18 protein-coding genes and 1 tRNA gene are annotated in these 18,518 nt (G+C 32.4%); 4 read left to right on the top strand and 15 right to left on the bottom strand.

The features are described from left to right. Positions 1-222: 222 nt before the first annotated feature. From ftsH to ychF, 10 genes are all read right to left on the bottom strand, one after another. Positions 223-2,193, bottom strand: coding sequence for an ATP-dependent zinc metalloprotease FtsH (ftsH, locus tag HMPREF2984_RS01710; RefSeq protein ID WP_003029496.1), 1,971 nt, complete (start codon positions 2,191-2,193; stop codon positions 223-225). Positions 2,194-2,213: 20 nt separating this feature from the next. Continuing rightward, entirely contained in the window at positions 2,214-2,756 is a 543-nt protein-coding gene (hpt, locus tag HMPREF2984_RS01705; RefSeq protein WP_059221684.1) for a hypoxanthine phosphoribosyltransferase, read from the bottom strand. 5 nt (positions 2,757-2,761) lie between these two features. Then, positions 2,762-4,039 (bottom strand): tRNA lysidine(34) synthetase TilS, encoded by a 1,278-nt coding sequence (gene tilS, locus HMPREF2984_RS01700; protein WP_059221682.1) that lies wholly within the window; start codon positions 4,037-4,039, stop codon positions 2,762-2,764. Next, on the bottom strand, positions 4,036-5,316 hold the full coding sequence (locus tag HMPREF2984_RS01695) for a serine hydrolase (RefSeq protein WP_049533208.1): 1,281 nt from the start codon (positions 5,314-5,316) through the stop codon (positions 4,036-4,038). Before HMPREF2984_RS01695 ends, tilS begins: the two co-directional genes overlap by 4 nt. Continuing rightward, positions 5,309-5,437, bottom strand: a complete 129-nt coding sequence (locus tag HMPREF2984_RS09835; RefSeq protein ID WP_003026834.1) for an SP_0009 family protein — start codon at positions 5,435-5,437, stop codon at positions 5,309-5,311. The genes HMPREF2984_RS01695 and HMPREF2984_RS09835 overlap by 8 nt, the downstream gene beginning before the upstream one ends. A gap of 2 nt (positions 5,438-5,439) precedes the next feature. Then, a complete protein-coding gene (locus tag HMPREF2984_RS01690; RefSeq protein ID WP_003029503.1) occupies positions 5,440-5,808 on the bottom strand; it encodes a septum formation initiator family protein in 369 nt (122 codons plus the stop codon). After that, positions 5,801-6,067: an RNA-binding S4 domain-containing protein gene (locus HMPREF2984_RS01685; protein ID WP_003029504.1), complete on the bottom strand. Its 267-nt coding sequence runs from the start codon at positions 6,065-6,067 to the stop codon at positions 5,801-5,803. The genes HMPREF2984_RS01690 and HMPREF2984_RS01685 overlap by 8 nt, the downstream gene beginning before the upstream one ends. Before the next feature lie 79 nt (positions 6,068-6,146). After that, positions 6,147-9,653 (bottom strand): transcription-repair coupling factor, encoded by a 3,507-nt coding sequence (mfd, locus tag HMPREF2984_RS01680; protein WP_106382324.1) that lies wholly within the window; start codon positions 9,651-9,653, stop codon positions 6,147-6,149. Continuing rightward, on the bottom strand, positions 9,646-10,215 hold the full coding sequence (gene pth / locus HMPREF2984_RS01675) for an aminoacyl-tRNA hydrolase (RefSeq protein ID WP_059221680.1): 570 nt from the start codon (positions 10,213-10,215) through the stop codon (positions 9,646-9,648). The genes mfd and pth overlap by 8 nt, the downstream gene beginning before the upstream one ends. Positions 10,216-10,287: 72 nt before the next feature. Beyond that, positions 10,288-11,403: a redox-regulated ATPase YchF gene (ychF, locus tag HMPREF2984_RS01670; RefSeq protein ID WP_049533211.1), complete on the bottom strand. Its 1,116-nt coding sequence runs from the start codon at positions 11,401-11,403 to the stop codon at positions 10,288-10,290. Positions 11,404-11,548: 145 nt separating this feature from the next. On the opposite strand from ychF, the gene HMPREF2984_RS01665 reads away from it, so the two are divergent. Next, positions 11,549-12,049 carry a DUF1307 domain-containing protein gene (locus HMPREF2984_RS01665; RefSeq protein ID WP_003040803.1) on the top strand — a complete coding sequence of 167 codons (501 nt, stop codon included), beginning with the start codon at positions 11,549-11,551 and terminating at the stop codon, positions 12,047-12,049. Between the two features lie 23 nt (positions 12,050-12,072). On the opposite strand, the gene HMPREF2984_RS01660 is transcribed toward HMPREF2984_RS01665, so the two are convergent. The 5 genes from HMPREF2984_RS01660 to HMPREF2984_RS01640 all read right to left on the bottom strand — a co-directional run bounded on the left by HMPREF2984_RS01660 (position 12,073) and on the right by HMPREF2984_RS01640 (position 17,146). Further along, entirely contained in the window at positions 12,073-12,270 is a 198-nt protein-coding gene (locus HMPREF2984_RS01660) for a DUF951 domain-containing protein (RefSeq protein WP_003026821.1), read from the bottom strand. Beyond that, on the bottom strand, positions 12,270-13,406 hold the full coding sequence (gene dnaN / locus HMPREF2984_RS01655) for a DNA polymerase III subunit beta (RefSeq protein ID WP_059221678.1): 1,137 nt from the start codon (positions 13,404-13,406) through the stop codon (positions 12,270-12,272). The genes HMPREF2984_RS01660 and dnaN overlap by 1 nt, the downstream gene beginning before the upstream one ends. 156 nt (positions 13,407-13,562) lie before the next feature. After that, positions 13,563-14,906 (bottom strand): chromosomal replication initiator protein DnaA, encoded by a 1,344-nt coding sequence (gene dnaA / locus HMPREF2984_RS01650; protein WP_003029515.1) that lies wholly within the window; start codon positions 14,904-14,906, stop codon positions 13,563-13,565. Positions 14,907-15,133: 227 nt separating this feature from the next. Continuing rightward, entirely contained in the window at positions 15,134-15,901 is a 768-nt protein-coding gene (locus tag HMPREF2984_RS01645; protein ID WP_059221676.1) for a ParB/RepB/Spo0J family partition protein, read from the bottom strand. A gap of 54 nt (positions 15,902-15,955) precedes the next feature. After that, a complete protein-coding gene (locus tag HMPREF2984_RS01640; RefSeq protein WP_070670145.1) occupies positions 15,956-17,146 on the bottom strand; it encodes a serine protease HtrA in 1,191 nt (396 codons plus the stop codon). Between the two features lie 192 nt (positions 17,147-17,338). On the opposite strand from HMPREF2984_RS01640, the gene rlmH reads away from it, so the two are divergent. From rlmH to HMPREF2984_RS09330, 3 genes are all read left to right on the top strand, one after another. Next, positions 17,339-17,818, top strand: coding sequence for a 23S rRNA (pseudouridine(1915)-N(3))-methyltransferase RlmH (gene rlmH, locus HMPREF2984_RS01635; RefSeq protein WP_070670143.1), 480 nt, complete (start codon positions 17,339-17,341; stop codon positions 17,816-17,818). 42 nt (positions 17,819-17,860) lie between these two features. Next, positions 17,861-17,934: transfer RNA gene (locus tag HMPREF2984_RS01630), tRNA-Arg, on the top strand. Between the two features lie 165 nt (positions 17,935-18,099). Then, entirely contained in the window at positions 18,100-18,246 is a 147-nt protein-coding gene (locus HMPREF2984_RS09330; protein WP_003029519.1) for a bacteriocin, read from the top strand. Positions 18,247-18,518: the final 272 nt, after the last annotated feature.

Raw genomic sequence — 18,518 nt, 5'->3', positions numbered from 1 at the left:
TAACTCCTTGAACTCCATTTCCTTCTCCTTCCTTGCTCTTACCTCTTAAGGATAGCATGAAGGAGAACCCTTTGGTTTTCTGGTAGCTATTCTACTCTTTTTGGTTTCTATTTCGTACTTCTTAATACACCTATCTATCTCTTCAGGTACTTTTACATACTTTTCAGCGGATAATGTTAAAACCCTCTGATTTTAAATCAAAGAGTTTTAACATTTTATAATTTATTCTGGTTTTTGCTCTTCCATTTGAGATTTCACTTCATCATAGCTCAAAGCATGTGAAGAACTTGCATTTGGTTCATCAGGCATTTCGCCAGTTTCATATAATGATTTGATTTGATGACTATCAAGTGTTTCGTATTTAAGAAGAGCTTCCGCAATTAATTTATGCTTTTCGCGATTTGATTGGATAATTTCTGCTGCTTTGTTGCGCGCTTCATTAAGCAAATTACGAACTTCTTCATCAATTTCATATGCAGTTTGCTCTGAAATTGATTTTTGTGGACTTGCAGCACCAAACATCGCATGGTTTCCTTCATATTGAACTGGACCGAGTTTTTCACTCATACCATACTCTGTTACCATCGCACGTGCCATTTGTGTAGCTTGTTCAAAGTCATTCGAAGCACCTGTAGTTTGGACGTTAAAAATAATTTCTTCAGCAACACGTCCCCCCATAAGTCCTGCCAATTGCTCTTTCATATCTTCTTTAGATAAAAGAGTCTGATCTTCTTTCGGAAGAGCAATCATATATCCACCTGCACGACCACGAGGTACAATGGTTACCTTGTGAACGACACGTGCATTTGATAAAACAAGACCAACAATCGTATGTCCTGCCTCATGATAAGCGACAATTTGCCGATCACGTTGTGAAACTGTCTTATCTTTTTTAGACGGTCCTGCAATAACACGATCTTCTGCTTCATCTATATCGGAAGCATCAATAACTTTTTTATTTCGACGCGCTGCGACAAGAGCCGCTTCATTTAACACATTTTCCAAATCAGCACCAACAAAACCAGGCGTTTGTTGAGCAACTAGTTTTAAGTCAACATCTTCAGCAAGAGGTTTATTTCTAGCATGAACACGAAGGATAGCTTCACGACCTTTTACATCTGGTTGCCCAACAAGAACTTTACGGTCAAATCGACCAGGACGCAGAAGCGCCGGATCTAGCACATCACTACGGTTTGTTGCTGCAATAACAATAATTCCTTCATTACCTTCAAAACCATCCATCTCAATCAGAAGTTGATTAAGGGTTTGTTCGCGTTCATCGTTTCCTCCGCCAAGTCCAACTCCACGTTGACGACCAACAGCATCAATTTCATCAATAAAAATAATCGCTGGGGCTGCTTTTTTTGCATCTTCAAAAAGAGAGCGAACACGGCTAGCACCGACACCGACAAACATTTCAACGAAATCTGAACCTGAAATACTAAAGAATGGAACACCTGCCTCACCAGCTACTGCTTTAGCAAGAAGGGTTTTACCAGTCCCTGGAGGGCCTTCAAGAAGAACACCAGCTGGTATGCGAGCTCCTAGTTTTGTATAACGTTTAGGATCCTTTAGAAATTCAACAACTTCAACTAGTTCTTGTTTTTCTTCTTCCGCACCTGCTACATCAGAAAAACGTACTTTTATATCTTCTTTGTTTGTCGCACGCGCTTTATTACGTCCAAAGCTCATGGCTCCACGCGCTCCACCGCCTCCACCTTGATTCATCATAGAGAACAGGAAGAAAGCAAAGATGGCAAATGGCACCAGAGTTGTCAGCACTTGAATCCAAACACCACTTGAACTTTCACGTTTAATGGTGATTTCAGTTCCTTTATCTGAAGCTAATTTTTGTAATTCAGCTACCGTTAAGTCTGAAGGTAGAATAACACTAGTAAAGCGGCTTACAGAGGTAGAAGAAGGAGTAAAAAACTGAATACCACTATTATCCTTTACCTTCTTTTCTTTCTTATAAGTACCTGCAACTTCAATAACACTACCATTTGGCTGATAGCTAATATCCTTTACATTTCCATTTCTAATTTCTTTAACTAACTCAGTATAGTTAATTTGTTGACTGCGACCTACAGAACTTCCAGCTGAAAAATACTGAAAACCTGTAATAACAACAACAATGATTAAAATATATAGGAAAGGATTTTTTATAAAACCATTATTTTGTTTATTTTTCATCTATCTATCAATATACCTTTTTATTTTGTATAAACTTCTTCTTTTAAAACCCCTACATATGGTAGATTTCGATAGTTTTCATCAAAATCTAGACCATAACCAACTACAAATTCATTTGGAATTGTAAAACATGTGTAATCCGCTTCAATATCAACTTTTCGTCCTGCCGGCTTGTCTAAAAGTGTAGCAATTTTAACAGACGCAGCTTTTTTCTCCCTAAATAATTCACACAGACTTTTCAATGTTTTTCCCGTATCAATAATATCTTCGACAAAAAGAATATGACGTCCAGCAATATCTTGATCAATATCTTTAATAATATTGATAACACCACTACTAGATGTTCCACCATGATAGCTTGACACTAACATAAAATCCATTTCAATATGGGTATCAACATGCTTTATCAACTCTGCCATAAAAGGAATGGAACCTTTTAGAATTCCTACAAAAATAGGATTTTTCCCTGCATAATCACTAGTTAATTGAGCTCCTAAATTTTGTGCTGCTACCACGATCTCATCATGTGAAACCAAAACTTTCTTAATATCTTGTTCTAGCATCTTCTTTACCTATCTAAATTTTGAATATAAAGTTTGTTATACATTATATCATTTTTTTGACTCTTACTCAAATCACATGTTACGATTCCAGCAATTGCTAAGATTTCCCCGTTTTGTTCAATAACAATAGCATTTTTTCTTTGATCTATAGGAATTTTTTGATCAATAAAATACCGACGAAGCTTTTTATGGTGTTGATTCAAAATAATTTCATCTTGTTCTTTTCTATGTCGAAGTAAAATTTCTGTTTCACGTGAAACAAACACTTCTTGGATGTTTTTTCCATGAAGTTCTTTTCCAAAAGAAAAGCGATAATGACCATATTCCACAATATCGTTATATTTTAACAAAATTGAATCCACTTTTAAATCAGACTGTGGACTGATTTTACGAATCTCAAAGGAATCATAATTTTTATAGAGTTCGTAACCCGCTTTAAGTGGTTGCTGATAATTAGATTGCTTGTTCAAGATTGCTAAAATATCAGAAAAATGTGCTTTACTGAGCTGCAAATCAGGAAATTTCTTTAAATAAGCCTGTAGCAAAAAACTTTGCACAGAGTAAGGTTGAGATTGAAATTCCTGCAGATTCGTCGCTACAATATTTTTAGTTAAATATGCTAATGCATCTTGCATTTGAGAAATTTCTGTTCCCAATTCTATTAAATGCTTCCTGAACTGCGGATTTTCTTGTTCTAACAATGGAAAATACTCATTTCGAATTCGATTGCGCAAATAATGGTTCTCTTGATTTGTCCAATCCTCAAAATGAAAAATAGGAGGGAAGTTTGATTTTTGAAAAGAAAGCAACGGTCTTATCAATTCTCCATTTGCAAATTTTTGTTTTTCTTTCATTCCTGAAATATGACATAAACGGCTGCCACGAAGAATTCTCATAAAAATCGTTTCTGCTTGGTCATCAGCATGGTGTGCTGTCACCAAAGCTGTGCAATTTTCTTCTAACATAATTTTTTTGAAAAAAGCATAGCGAAAATCACGCGCTTTTTGTTCTGAGAATGGTCCAGAAAAACTTGATGTAAAAATGCTTACACCAAGTTTCGTTGCTATTTTTTTTAGTTCTTCTTCCTCAAAATCAGATTCTTCTCTCACTCCATGATTAACATGAGCAAGGTAAATTTCTATTTCTAGTTTTTCGCGATATTTATAAAACCAGTCAAGCAAAGTCATAGAATCTAGTCCACCAGAAATAGCAAGTAAAACTTTTCTATGATGTCTGAAATAGCCTTTTTTTTGCACCATTTGAAAAAATTGTTGTTCTATCATTTTAAAACCTCATAAATATCATCTGCAATTTTAGAAATGGTGTCATAATCAGCATGATTTGTAAAAATAGACAGAACAAAAGGAGAATTAGCATAAACAATTGCAACATCATGCTTAAAATCATAAGCATCCCCAATTTTATGAGCTACTTTTACATTTATATTCTTAGAAATACGCTGTCCATCAAAATTTGTTTGTGATAGTGCATTGATAATGTCCCCATTTTGTTCATAGATAGCTTCCATCACATTTCCTGCCATCCTTGCTGAAGCATCGCGTTTTTCCACATCCCATTTTTTCCCAGCAATTTGCTCAATTGTTGCTTGATAAGTGCTGTCTGATTGATTAGTAATATAATATCCTAAAATATTTGTAGCTGCATTATCTGATTCTTTTGCAATATGGTTCATCAAATCCTGAATGCTGTAGGACTTATTATCTGATTTTTTAGAAATGCTTCCACTACCTTCTGTATCATAAGCACCTGAATAGTCATTTACAGCAGGAATATATTTTAAACCAGAAGATGATTTGTATTTTCCTTCATTTAATTGCTTCTGAGCGTAATAAAGAATAGGAAGTTTTGCCACACTAGCAGAATACATTTCCAAATCTGGGTTTATACCAGCAGTTTTTCCAGAATCTAATTGTTTTACATAGATCGAATAGTCTGCTTTATTGTACTTGCTTGTTAAAATCTCTTGAACTTTATCCATACGATTATCTGTATCAGATAAGTATTCCATATCAATCCAACCTTTGCCTTCAACATAAGCATATTTTCCTGATGTCGTCTCAGCAAGTTGAGTAATTTTCACTGGATGATAAGGTAATAAATTCGTCTTAACTTCTTTTGTTCCATTTATAAAAGGTTGATTGTAAACTACAAATGATGGTCTAAGCCACATTGTTTGAGAAACATCTGCACTAGATTGGACAATATCATCATAAATCATTCGTTTATCAGCAGGAACAAATTGCCCATTTGCGAGTTTAAAAACTGGGAGTCCTTGTTCATTGACTTGTAAGTCAGAAAGTTTAATTGATGTATTCGGAGTTAAACTCCCAGCAACTTTTTCTAAATTTAAGGACGTATAAGTTGGAATTTGCTCATAAACATTTGGATTGGTTGGAAGATCCGTGTAGTAGTTACTGTAGATCGTACTAGTAATTTCATACTGTTGCTTTGCAGTCAATTCGACATCTTGTTCCGTACTTACTACTACTTTTGCAGTTAAAAATGCTGGCAACAATAATAGAAATAGCAACTTACGCATGCTCTCCCCTTTCCTTTTTAGTCTCTTCTAATTTTAATGCCTGATTCTTTCTGGATAATTCTTCTAATTTTTCATCAGAAAACTCCAAAAATTGTTCAATCGTTTTTAATAAATTTTCCATCCTTACTGTGGCAACAATCCTGGGATTGTATAGATATATTCCCCTTGTTTAGAATAATAATATTTAGCACGTGCATATTTAGCAGCATATTCTTCATCTTTTAATTTATTAGCAAAAGCTTTTTGAGATTCTTTTTCGTTACTTATTTCTTCGTATCTCTTTTGTAGATGCATCAATTGTGTTCGACGTTCTAATAAATTTCGATAGCTTTGAACCAAATTAAATGTCGGTAAAATAAACAATAAGATGACTAAAATCAACACCCACCCCATAAAGCGATTCTTTTTTCTTCTTTCTTGCTCTAAATAACGGCGATGTTGGTTTTCATCTTGTATATAGCGATTATTTAATTGAACAATATTTCTAGCCATCTACTTCTACCTTTGTTTCTTTTATAATTTCGTACATTTTAGTGGCATCTTCTTTTTTAGTACTGTCTTTCATTTCTAGAACACGAACTAATAAAATTTTATTTCCAAAACGAATCTCTATTTCATCATTGATTTTTAAATCTGTTGAACTTTTAGCTAAAATTCCATTTACTTTAATTCTTCCCTTATCGGCCACCTCTTTAGCAATAGGACGACGTTTTATAATACGGGATACTTTTAAATATTTATCTAATCTCATAAAGTTACCTCAATTTATTATTTTACCATTTTTTAAGAAAATATTATAGATGAAAGCGAAACTTTACAAAATTGTAAAGTTAGCAATTTTTCTTTTGATTTTTAATTTCTACTAATTTTTCTGAAAACTGCAAAAGTCCTTCTAAAATTTCATAATCTTTTTTATTTTTTACATCAAATATAACTTCAATCAATCCCTTATTTTCTGAAATTCTTGCTTTTAAATTTGTCACAGAAAGAGCTTCAAAGTAATCTTGAGTTAAGAAAAACTGTTGAGAAACTTTTTCAAATCGGACAATCACAGCTTGTTGCTTTTTTTCAACAAGCTGAACAAAAGCTTGATCTAAATAAGACTTTACAAGACCAATTTCTAATAAAAAGGCAACAACATCTGGATATTCTCCAAAACGATCCATCAACTCATTCTGTAATTCTTCATAATTTACACGACTGTCAATCTCGCGAATACGTTTGTAAATTTCAATTTTCTGCCTTTCATCAGCAATATAATCACTAGGAAGATAGGCATCAATCTGCAAATTAATTTCAGCATTTCCTTTTTGCCGTCTTTTTTCTTTGCCTTGTTTTTTAGCAATAGCCTCTTCTAATAATTGAGAATACATCTCAAATCCAACAGAATCAATAAAACCAGATTGTGAACTTCCTAAAATATTTCCAGCACCACGAATAGATAAATCTCGCATAGCGATTTTAAAACCAGAACCTAATTCTGTAAATCCTTTTATAGTTTCCAAACGTTTTTCAGAAATTTCTGTTAAAACCTTGTCAGGACGATACATGAGATAGGCATAAGCAATACGATTACTACGACCAATACGCCCTCTTAATTGATATAAAGTTGACAATCCCATATGATCTGCATTTTCAATAAAAAGAGTATTAACATTAGGAATATCAACACCAGTTTCAATAATAGTCGTTGTCACCAAAATATCATATTCCCCATTGATAAAATCAAGTAAAGTATTTTCAAGAAGAATTTCACTCATTTGACCATGTACATATCCAATATAAGCTTCTGGAATCAATTCTTTCAATTCTGAAACTTTTCGCTCCATTGTGTCAACTTTATTGTAAAGATAGTAAACCTGCCCCCCTCGATCCATTTCTCTTAAAACTGCATCTCGAATAACTGTTGCATTATTTTCTAAAACATAAGTTTGAACTGGGTAGCGATTTGTTGGAGGAGTTTCAATAACTGATAAATCACGTATACCTAACATAGACATATGGAGTGTACGAGGAATAGGGGTCGCCGTCAAAGTTAAAACATCAACTTTTGTTTTCAACTCTTTTAATTTTTCTTTATGCTTAACTCCAAAACGTTGCTCCTCATCAATAACAATGAGTCCTAAATCAGCAAATACAATATCTTTTGACAGGAGACGATGCGTTCCAATAATAATATCCACCTGCCCTTTTTTTAATTTTTTTAAAATTATTTTTTGTTCTGATTTACTTTTAAAACGACTTAATACTTCAATGTTGATAGGAAAATCGTTAAAACGGTCCTTAAAGTTCGTATAGTGCTGTTGAGCTAAAACCGTAGTGGGAACTAAAATTACCACTTGTTTATGATCATTTACTGCTTTAAAAGCAGCTCTCATAGCTACTTCCGTCTTCCCAAAACCAACATCCCCAACTAAAAGACGGTCCATAGGATGATCACTTTCCATGTCTTTTTTAACTTCTTTTATAGAACGCAACTGATCTTCTGTTTCTACATAAGGAAAATCATTATCAAATTCTTGCTGATAAGAATCATCACTAGAAAACGCAAATCCCTTTAATTGACTTCTCTCTGCGTAAAGTTTAATTAAATCCTCAGCAATGTCTTCAACTTGATGTTGTACTCTCTGTTTAGTTTTTTGAAAACGTCCATCATTTAATTTATTGATCTTAGGCGCTTTACCATCACTCGCAACATATTTAGAAAGTAGATGAATCTGATCAACAGGAATAGAAATACGATCTGCATTTTGATATTGAATAGTGAGATAATCACGATGAATTCCTGAAATTTCAATCGTCTCAATTCCTAAATATCGCCCAATTCCATGAACGTTATGAACAACATAATCTCCTTTTTCCAGCTCATTATAATTTTTCAAACGTTCAGCATTAGAAATACTTTGCCTGCGAACTTTTCGTTTTACTTTTTTTTGCAGAATATCATATTCAGTGATTAAAACAATTTTTTCGTCTACAAAATTAAATCCTTGAATTAAACGTCCTTCTACTAATTGAACAGCATGTTTATGAATTTTAGTATCATTAACATAATCAAGTGGAATTTCATATTCTTGTAAACTTTTATGTAAACTTTGTAAAGTCAATAAAGAATTTGATTGTATAATAACTGTGTAGTTAGATTTTTTATAGCGACTGATTTCTTCTTTCAAAAGCTGAAATTGACTAAAAAATTCCTGCATAGGATACTGATTGAACTGATAAAGAGAATCAAATTTTAAATTTCCCAGTCCTTTATGAAAATTGGAAAAGAAGGTAGCTGGTTTATACTTTCTAAATATTGAATAAACATCTACAAAATAAGATTGATTTTCAACCGCTTTACTAGTTTGTAAATCTTCTGTCAATAAATTTGCTGTTTCTAATTGAAACTGAGCATATCTATTCATAATTTTTTGAAAATCATCAAAGAAAATTGGGCTATGTTTTGGAAGATAATCAAGAATTGTCCATTCATTTTGATAAAAATAAGACAATAATTTTCTAATATCAGTATGTTGAATTTGTTCTTTTGTACTAGCTAAAATCTCCTCTAAATAAGATTTTGAAGTTGAATCTACAGTTTTTTCTATAAGATTTTCTATTTTTTTCTGTGCACTTTTATAATCTGCTTTAGTAAATATGATATCTGTAGCAGGATGAATATGCACATGTTCTACATTTTGAATAGAAATTTGATTTTCAGGATTAAATAGACGAATACCATCAACTTCATCACCAAAAAATTCAACCCGAAAAGGCATTTGACTAGAGCGCTCAAAAATATCTAAAATATCACCACGAAGACTAAACTCCCCTTGTTTCAATACTTGTGATACTTGCTTATAACCTGAATTTAGCAATTGAGAAATCAAATCTTTCAACTCATATTCTTGCCCTATTTTTAAATCAATATAAGCTGAATTGAAATTAACAGGATTGGGTAAAAATAGTTGACTAGCTGCCACATTAACTATCAAAAATCCTGATTGTTGAGAATCTAATAAAAAATCTAGAGCTTCCAAACGAGAAAAAATCTTTTCTTGAGAAGAAAAAACAAACTCAGCTAACGGAGTATCATCTGCAAGAAATGTATAGACCCTCTCTTCTCCCACCAAGCCAATCAGATCACTAGAAAGTCTTTCTGCTTCACTATAAGTAGACGTTAAAATCAAAATTTTGTGATTCTCCTCTACACAAGAGGCCATTGTAATAGCCTTAGTTGAAGATGACAAACCCATTAATAACTGCCGAGTTGATTTATTTAGATTTCTTTGCCAATCAACTATTTGTTTATTTTGATTAAATAACTCAATAATATCCATCTTTTTATCCATTGTATTGTTGCATTGTTTGTTCAAAATTATTAGAATGTAAATAATAATTTACAGCACTGTCAACTTTGTCAAGTATATTTAAAATTATAGCATAGTCTCCTTTTGAAAATTTTCCTAACACATGGTGAATAATGGTTATATTATTTTCGGGACGACCAATACCAATTTTAATTCGTTTAAATTCTTGGGTTCCTATATGTTTTATAATTGATTTGATGCCATTGTGACCACCAGCTGATCCTTTTGCTCTAAGTCGTATTTTTCCTACTTCCATATCTAAGTCATCATAGATAACCACTAAATCTTCAATATCTAGACCATAATAAGATAGAAGAGCATGAACAGCCTTTCCACTCTCATTCATAAAGGTCGTTGGTTTGACAAAATACACTTTCTCACCATTAAAAAATGTAGAAGCTATTTCTGCTTGAAAAATTTTATCAGTTGTAAACTTTAAATTTTGTTCTTTACACATTTTGTCAATTAGCATAAATCCGACATTATGTCTTGTTTCAAAATATTTTTCTCCAGGATTTCCCAAACCTACAATCATCTTTACCATTTTTTACCTCTAAAAAGACCAAAAGGGCTGGAAAAGTTTTTCCAACCTCGTTTATATTTAGTTTACAATGCTTTACACATTAAATCTAAATTCCATAATATCGCCATCTTGAACGATATATTCTTTTCCTTCTTCACGCAGTCGTCCTGCTTCTTTGACTGCTTTTTCACTTCCATATTTCACTAAATCATCATAAGACATGGTTACAGCACGAATGAAGCCTTTCTCAAAGTCTGAGTGAATAATGCCAGCTGCTTGTGGTGCTTTCATGCCACGTTTAAATGTCCAAGCTCGAACTTCTTTTTCTCCTGCTGTAAAATAAGTTCCAAGTCCTAATAAATGATAAGCTGCTCTGGTTAATTTGTCAACCCCAGATTCGTTCAAGCCCATTGCTTCAAGAAATTCAGCTTTATCTTCATCATCTAGCTCAGAAATTTCTTCTTCAGCACGCGCAGATATAACCACTACCTCTGCATTTTCAGTTGCTGCAAACTCGCGAATTTGTTGAACATACTCAATATTATCCGAATCTGCTACCTCGTCTTCACCAACATTCGCAACATAAAGCACTGGTTTTGTAGTCAATAAAAATAATTTTTTGACAATCTTTTGTTCTTCCTCATCAAATTCAATGGTACGAGCTGATAAACCATTTTCTAAAACTGGTTTGATTTTTTGCAAAACATGAAACTCAGCTACTGAATCTTTGTCTTTTTGCGTTCGAGCAACTTTTTCTACACGTGTGTAGCGTTTATTGATACTTTCTAAATCTGCTAAAATCAACTCAAGATTAATTGTTTCAATATCAGCCATTGGGTCAACAAAACTTGACTCACGTCCTTGTTCCCGCATAACATTTTCATCATCAAAAGCCCGAACCACATGAACAATGGCATCAACTTCACGAATGTTAGCCAAAAATTTATTTCCAAGACCTTCTCCTTTTGAAGCTCCTTTTACAATCCCTGCAATATCTGTAAACTCAAAAGTTGTTGGCACTTTTTTCTGTGGTTTGATAAGCTCTGTTAATTTATCCAAACGAGCATCTGGAACTTCTACCCGTCCAACATTAGGGTCAATCGTCGCAAAGGGGTAGTTAGCTGCCTCTGCTCCTGCTTTTGTAATTGCATTAAATAAAGTGGATTTTCCAACATTAGGCAATCCCACAATTCCTGCTGTTAAAGCCATTTCGCTCTTCCTTTCACCTTTTCAATTCAATAAACCATTATATCATATTTACCACTATTTGACTTATAACTTAATCATTTTTGTAAAATGTTGTATTTTCCTAATAAAAATATTATAATTTTATTGAGGTATAGGAGGTAATGCCATGAAAAAAGGATATTTAAAACAATTATTGGTTGGTTTTGTTACAGTTTTTTCGCTCATCACTCTCATTGCATGCGGATCTCAAGAAAAAAAGATGTCATTTCAAAGAATTGATCAAAATTTGCAATACGACTTACGTTTAACCTATTATTATAAAGGAGATATTGTCACAAAACAAACTACTAATTCATTTTGGTCTTATAAAACATTAGGAGCTACTAAAAAAGAAGATGTTAAAGACAGAATTGATAAAGCTTCTCAAATGTATCAAAATATTGAAGGAATTAAAGAAAAAGTCACTTATGAAGAAAAGGGAGTTAAGGAAACTGTAGAAATTAACTTTAATAAAGTAGACTTTGATAAATTAGCAACCTTACCTGGAATGTATACAGATAAGAATACGAGAAAAACTAAAAAAGTTAGTATGAAAGCTAGTAAAGAACTCTTAACAAGTAAAGGTTTTAAAGAAATTACAGACGGTAAATTTGAAAAATTAAAATAAGATTATGAAAAAGTGCTAAGAAATCAATTTCCTAGCACTTTTTTTAGTTTTCGTTCAAAATCATATCGGCTCATCATCACGATATGTTGGCAATTTGTACAGCGAATTTTAATATCCGCACCCACTCGAATAATTTCCCAACGATTTGCTTTTTTGCCTGTGGATTTAATGATACAAGCATGTGGTTTTTTCATTTCAACAAAATTTCCTACATCATACATTAGTTTGTTCTCACTGGTGTAATCAATTGAATAAAGTTCTCTGTATCTTCATTTGGAACTAAAGTAAATGGACGTACAGCCGAAATAAAGCTGATTGTAACTTTTTCACTATTAATAGCTTTCAATGAATCAATTAAATACGTTGGATTAAAACTGATGGTTAAATCTTGACCTGATATACTTTCAGTATCAATTTCTTCATTTACACGGCCAACTTCAGGAGAGTTCACATGTGCACTAACTACACCATTTATAATTTCTAATTTAACTGTTCCATTTTGAGTTGCATTTGAAAGAAGGCGTGCGCGTTCCATTGCATAACGAAGGTTATTTTTATCAAATGTTACAATACTAGTAAATTCTGTTGGAATTAAACGGTCGGTATCAGGATAATTTCCCTCTAACAGCCGAGTGTAGAAGCTAATATTTTCACTTCTAAAGAGTAATTGATTATTTGTGAAGTAAATCTCTACTGTTTCAATATCATCCGTAAAAACGGCTGAAAATTCTCGTAGAGAACGACTAGGAATAACAACATCAAAATTATCCCCATTTTTTTCTAAAACAATCTTCTTTTGACTCATCCGATGAGAGTCTGTTGCAACCGTCTTTAAATTTTTATTTTCTGTTAAAACAAAATGAACCCCAGTTAAAATCGGGCGACTTTCTTGTGTACTAGCTGCAAAAGCTGTCTCGTTAATAATATTTTTAAGAACACTTGTTTCAAGCACCAAAGGATTACTTGCTGAAATTTCTTGAATACGAGGGTATTGATCTGCATCTTTTCCTTTTAAGGTAATTTCTGATTTGCCACTAGTTAAAACAATTTGCTTTTGCTCAATTTCTTTAAAATCAAGTGTAACATCAGGAAGACTTGATACAACATTGATGAAAAAAGTTGCTTCAAGTAAAATGGAGCCTGAAGAGGTCACTAAAAGCCCTGCATTTTCATTTTTAATTGAAATAAAATTTTCAATAGAAATTTGTCCATTTGAACCAATTAATGTAATTCCTTCATTTGTAACATCAATTTTTACTGTAGAAAGAATTGGAATAGCATTTTTAAGACTAATAGCGCGTTTGGTTGTATTTAAAGCTTGTAAAAATAAATTTTTATTGATTGAAAAGTTAATCATAGACACTCCTTTTATTATTTTATGATTATTAAGTTAATAGTAATAGTAGTTTGTGTGAAACTTGTGGGAAAGTTTCCTAATCAGCGATAGAACACAAAAACAGACCTGTTTATAAATTGTGAATAACTTTAACATTTTTTCTGCAATTATCCACAGTTATCTGATTTTATTTTTTATGTTTTCTATTTCTAATCGAAGATTATCATCCATTTCTAGCATTGTTTTTATTTTCCCATGAGCATGTATGACCGTTGTATGATCTTTACCGCCAAATTCTCTTCCAATTTTTGGAAGACTGTTATCGGTTAATTCACGGGCCAAATACATAGCTACTTGTCTAGCAAGGACAATATTTTGAACCCGACGACTTCCTTTCATTTCTTTAACGCTAACTCCATAGAAATTTCCAACTTCTGTTTGGATTTTATCAATTGGAATAACTAAAATTTGACTTGCATCTTGTTTTCGAGCTCGAATAGCTTCAGCAGCAGCGTCAATTGTAATTTCTTTCAGATTTTTTACTCTAGCCATAAGAGAAATATCATTTAGAGCACCTTCTAAATCTCGCACATTTGAATCAAATTGACCTGCTAGATATTCTAAGGTATCATTTGGAAAGATGTAATCTAAATCTTCTATCTTATTACGTAAAATGGCGATTCTTGTTTCAAAATCAGGTGGAGTAATGTTTTGAGTTAATCCCCATTTGAAGCGCGTGACTAAACGTTCTTCAAGATTATCCAGATGATCAGGACTTCGGTCACTTGTTAGTACAATTTGTTTATTGTCTCCATGTAAAGCATTAAAAGTATTGAAAAATTCTTCTTGAGTAGAAACTTTCTTTCCACCTAAAGACTGAATGTCATCAATCAATAAAAGATCGAGGCTTCGATAAGTTCTCTTAAAGCTTTCCATTTCCCCTAATCGAAGATGTTCTAAAAAGTCGTTGATAAAAGTCTCAGCAGGAATGTATTTCACTCTAGCATCAGGAATATTTTCTAAAATTTGATTTCCAATTGCATTTAGTAAATGGGTTTTTCCTAATCCTGGTCCACCATAGATAAACAATGGATTATAAGTTGTTGCTAAATTTTCAGAAACAGCGAGTGCCGCCGATAGAGCCCAAACATTTCCATCGCCTTGAACAAAATTATCAAATGTATATTTTGCTTTTAACCCGGTTTCAATGGGAGGAAGGCTTGGTTTAACTACTGAATGATTTGTATTTGTTGATTGAGTAACTTCATCATTTTCCTCTTGAAAGATATAGTGTACGGTAATTTGGTCATTATAAATTTCAAAACCTGCAGTAATGATGACATCTGCTAAATTTTGATCCCAAAATAATTGTTTGACAGGACTGTCAAGAAGTACAGTAGCTTGAAAATTTTCAACTTTCATTAACCGAGCTCCTGAAACAAAATAATCATATGTATTTTTTTTGATTTGTTTTTGAGCCAATTCTAAAACACGCGCCCAAAAATTAGCTTCTTGTGACATAAGAAACCTCCTTCCTTGCTAATAAATCTTCGTTATATTTAATTATCCATAGAAGTTATTTTAACATAAAATGCAAAAGTTTTCCACAATCTGTGGAAATAAATTCACATTGTTCTTTGAAGTTTTCCACAGATTGTGAATAAAGCAGTTTTTCTGTGATTTATTAAGGTTTTCTTATAAAATAAGAGTGGATAACTCTGTGACTTGAAAGAATAAAAATAACAGCCTTATTTAAAGCTGTCAATAATTCTTTGATATTCTTCTAGGTTTGAAAAATGAATACAAATTTTCCCTGATTGAGATTGTTTAGAAAATTGAAGAGAAATCTCTGTACCAAATATCTTTTTTAATCTTTTTTCTTCCTCTTTGAGGAAGAGATGATGTTTATTTTTTGTTACAGTTTTTGTCTGTTGGGAATGCAATTGTTTTTCTAACTGCCGAACAGAAAGGCCTTGAGATAATATTTTATCAAACCACTGATTTTGCTCTTTTTCTGAGAGATTGATGAGCAGACGAGCGTGTCCTTGAGAAATATTTCCTTCTTTTATCGCTTCGATAATATTGAGAGGTAAATTTAATAACCGAACAGAATTTGTAATATAAGGACGTGATTTTCCCATAGTCAGAGCGATCTCTTTATGTGTCAACCCTTTGTCAATCAAATATTGATAAGATTGTGCTTCTTCTATAGGATTTAAATCTTCTCGTTGTAAATTTTCAATAATGGCTTGCTTCATCATTTCATCATCTGTTACTTCTTTTATAATAGCTGGTATATTTGTTAAGCCTGCTAATTTAGCAGCTCTAAAACGTCTTTCACCAGCTAGCAATTCATAACCAATTATCGGAGATTTTCGTACAATAATGGGCTGAATAATCCCATGTTCTTTTATAGAATTAGCAAGCTCAGTAATTTTTTCTTCTGAAAATTCTTTTCTTGGTTGATAAGGATTAGTTTGAATGTCCTTAAGTGCAATATATTGATATTTTTCCATGTTTATATAGAATAACACACCTTTACAATTCTGTAAAGATGTGTTAATAAAGTGTCAATTATTTGAATCTAAATCTTTTGTAGATTTTGTAAGCTTAATGGTAGTAGTAGTTTCTTTTCCATCACGATAGAAAGTGATTTTTATGTTGTCACCAATTGAATGTTTGTATAAAGTGGATTGTAAATCACTTGTTGAAGAAATTTCTTTATCATCTACTTTTGTAATCACATCATATTTTTGAAGTTTTCCTTCAGCTGGCATTCCAGATTGAGCTGAACGTACGACAACTCCACTAGTTATTTTTGATGGGAGTTTTAAACGTGATAGATCTGAACTAGACAGATTAGTGATGTCAATCATTTGGATTCCTAGAGCTGGTCGTGTAACAGTTCCATTTGCTTCTAACTGGTTAATAATGTTTATAACATCATTAGATGGAATAGCAAATCCTAATCCTTCAACCGAAGTTCCGCCGTTGTTAGCTATTTTACTTGAAGTAATACCAATTACTTGCCCTTGGATATTCACAAGTGGTCCACCAGAGTTCCCTGGGTTGATAGCTGTGTCTGTTTGAATAGCTTGTGTTGAAATCGTTTGTCCGTCTTCAGATTTTAGAGAAACATTACGATTTAAACTAGAAATAATTCCTTGAGTCACAGTATTAGCATAATTTGAACCAAGTGGACTTCCAATTGCAATAGCTGTCTCACCAACAGTCAATTTGCTAGAATCTCCAAATTCAGCAACTGATTTTACTTTATCAGCACTGATGCGAACAACGGAGATATCAGAATAAGTATCTGACCCTACAATTTCTCCAGGAACTTTATTACCATCTGCTAAACGAATGTCAACTTTTTTAGCACCACTGATAACGTGGGTATTGGTTACTAAGTAAGCGTATTTTCCATCTTTTTTATAAATAACTCCAGATCCTTCGCTAGCTACTTGTTGAGAATTATCATTGTTATTATTTGAATCATCATTTCCAAACACACTGTTTTGTGAATTATTATTAGCATAGGTAATAACGGATACAACAGCATCTTTTACTTTACTCACAGCTTGTGTTGTGGAATTTGTATTTTTATAAGCAGTAGTAACTTGATTAACTTTAGTCGTTGTAGAGCTATTTGTTGATAATTTAGATGAAGTTAAGTTTCCAAGTAAACCACCAATAAAACCTATAGCTAAGACCATGAAAAGCAATAACAATTTTTTTGTGAAATTTGAAGAGTTTTTCATATCTTCCTCCTAGTTATTTCAATTACTGAAAGTATAAAGAATTTAACTTAATTATAGCTTAAATGTTTTATCTTTTCCACAAATTGTGGATAACTTTTAAAATCTGTGATTTTCTAAGTCATTTATAAGGTAATTTATTTTTTATCCTGTGAATAAGGTGTGAAATAATTGTGGATATGGTAGAATAGAGATATGAAAATAAAACTTGTAACTATTGGAAAATTAAAAGAAAAATACCTTAAAGATGGAATAGCAGAGTATGTAAAACGTTTAGGACGCTTTACTAAATTTGATATGATTGAACTTCCAGATGAAAAAACACCCGATAAGGCAAGTCATTTAGAAAATCAACAAATTCTTGACAAAGAAGGAACTCGTATTTTATCGAAAATAACTGATAAAGAATTTATGATTGCTTTAGCTATTGAAGGGCAACAATTTCCGTCAGAAGAATTCAGTAAGAGATTAAGCGATGTGACTGTTCGTGGATTTTCGGATATTACTTTTGTGATTGGTGGGAGTCTTGGTCTGTCTACTGCTGTCAAAAAAAGAGCTAATTTGCTGATGAGTTTTGGAAAATTGACACTTCCTCATCAGTTAATGCGATTAGTTTTAGTAGAACAAATTTATCGAGCATTTATGATTCAACAAGGAAGTCCCTATCATAAGTAATCTTGACGTCATAGGCTTTTTTTGTTAAAATGATAGAGCATTGGTCTCATAGCTCAGCTGGATAGAGCATTCGCCTTCTAAGCGAACGGTCGCAGGTTCGAATCCTGCTGGGATCATATAAGAAAAGGGCACGGGAAAGCGTGCCTTTTTCTATAACTGGATAAAGAAGTCTTTTGAGATGTAAAAATGTGTCGTTTAGAGTTTTTTTCAATTTATTTATGAAGATTTTGTATAATTACCTTGTAAGATTTCTTACAAAAAACAAACATTAAGGAGAAATTATGAAAAAGTTGTTTGCTAAAAAAGAGGTAGTAAAAAAGGAAGTTGTAGAATTTAAAGAACTGAATGATGAGCAGTTAGATAAAATCATTGGTGGGGATAGTCGAATCAGAATGGGATTTGATTTTTCAAAACTTTTTGGTAAATAATTATTTAGGAGAATAATATTGTGAAAATAGAATTTATACATTGGATTATTTTCTCAATTATAGAAGCTGTTTCTGTTGTATACTGCTATAAGAAAATAAGTAGAGTGAATAAAGTGAATATTCACTTTACTTTGTTGTGTTTAGGAATTGTATTTTTAACTGATTTCACTACTTTAATACATTATTCCATTAGATATATGATGTTTTTTATTCAACCATTATTTTTTTATTTATATTTTTTTAAAGTGATAAATTGTAAAATATAGTGCAAC

It is taken from the genome of Streptococcus sp. HMSC066E07 (assembly GCF_001814695.1).
GTDB classification, from domain to species: Bacteria; Bacillota; Bacilli; order Lactobacillales; family Streptococcaceae; genus Streptococcus; species Streptococcus hominis.
This window is presented reverse-complemented; position numbering and strand designations above follow the sequence as displayed.

Coding starts and splice junctions, on each gene's coding strand:
- hpt (WP_059221684.1), bottom strand. CDS start 2,756: ATGCTAGAACAAGATATTAAGAAAGTTTTGGTTTCACATGATGAGATC.
- HMPREF2984_RS01660 (WP_003026821.1), bottom strand. CDS start 12,270: ATGTATGATGTAGGAAATTTTGTTGAAATGAAAAAACCACATGCTTGT.
- mfd (WP_106382324.1), bottom strand. CDS start 9,653: ATGGATAAAAAGATGGATATTATTGAGTTATTTAATCAAAATAAACAA.
- HMPREF2984_RS01665 (WP_003040803.1), top strand. CDS start 11,549: ATGAAAAAAGGATATTTAAAACAATTATTGGTTGGTTTTGTTACAGTT.
- ftsH (WP_003029496.1), bottom strand. CDS start 2,193: ATGAAAAATAAACAAAATAATGGTTTTATAAAAAATCCTTTCCTATAT.
- HMPREF2984_RS01690 (WP_003029503.1), bottom strand. CDS start 5,808: ATGGCTAGAAATATTGTTCAATTAAATAATCGCTATATACAAGATGAA.
- HMPREF2984_RS01685 (WP_003029504.1), bottom strand. CDS start 6,067: ATGAGATTAGATAAATATTTAAAAGTATCCCGTATTATAAAACGTCGT.
- pth (WP_059221680.1), bottom strand. CDS start 10,215: ATGGTAAAGATGATTGTAGGTTTGGGAAATCCTGGAGAAAAATATTTT.
- ychF (WP_049533211.1), bottom strand. CDS start 11,403: ATGGCTTTAACAGCAGGAATTGTGGGATTGCCTAATGTTGGAAAATCC.
- dnaA (WP_003029515.1), bottom strand. CDS start 14,906: ATGTCACAAGAAGCTAATTTTTGGGCGCGTGTTTTAGAATTGGCTCAA.
- tilS (WP_059221682.1), bottom strand. CDS start 4,039: ATGATAGAACAACAATTTTTTCAAATGGTGCAAAAAAAAGGCTATTTC.
- rlmH (WP_070670143.1), top strand. CDS start 17,339: ATGAAAATAAAACTTGTAACTATTGGAAAATTAAAAGAAAAATACCTT.
- HMPREF2984_RS09330 (WP_003029519.1), top strand. CDS start 18,100: ATGAAAAAGTTGTTTGCTAAAAAAGAGGTAGTAAAAAAGGAAGTTGTA.
- HMPREF2984_RS09835 (WP_003026834.1), bottom strand. CDS start 5,437: ATGGAAAATTTATTAAAAACGATTGAACAATTTTTGGAGTTTTCTGAT.
- HMPREF2984_RS01645 (WP_059221676.1), bottom strand. CDS start 15,901: ATGGAAAAATATCAATATATTGCACTTAAGGACATTCAAACTAATCCT.
- HMPREF2984_RS01695 (WP_049533208.1), bottom strand. CDS start 5,316: ATGCGTAAGTTGCTATTTCTATTATTGTTGCCAGCATTTTTAACTGCA.
- HMPREF2984_RS01640 (WP_070670145.1), bottom strand. CDS start 17,146: ATGAAAAACTCTTCAAATTTCACAAAAAAATTGTTATTGCTTTTCATG.
- dnaN (WP_059221678.1), bottom strand. CDS start 13,406: ATGATTAACTTTTCAATCAATAAAAATTTATTTTTACAAGCTTTAAAT.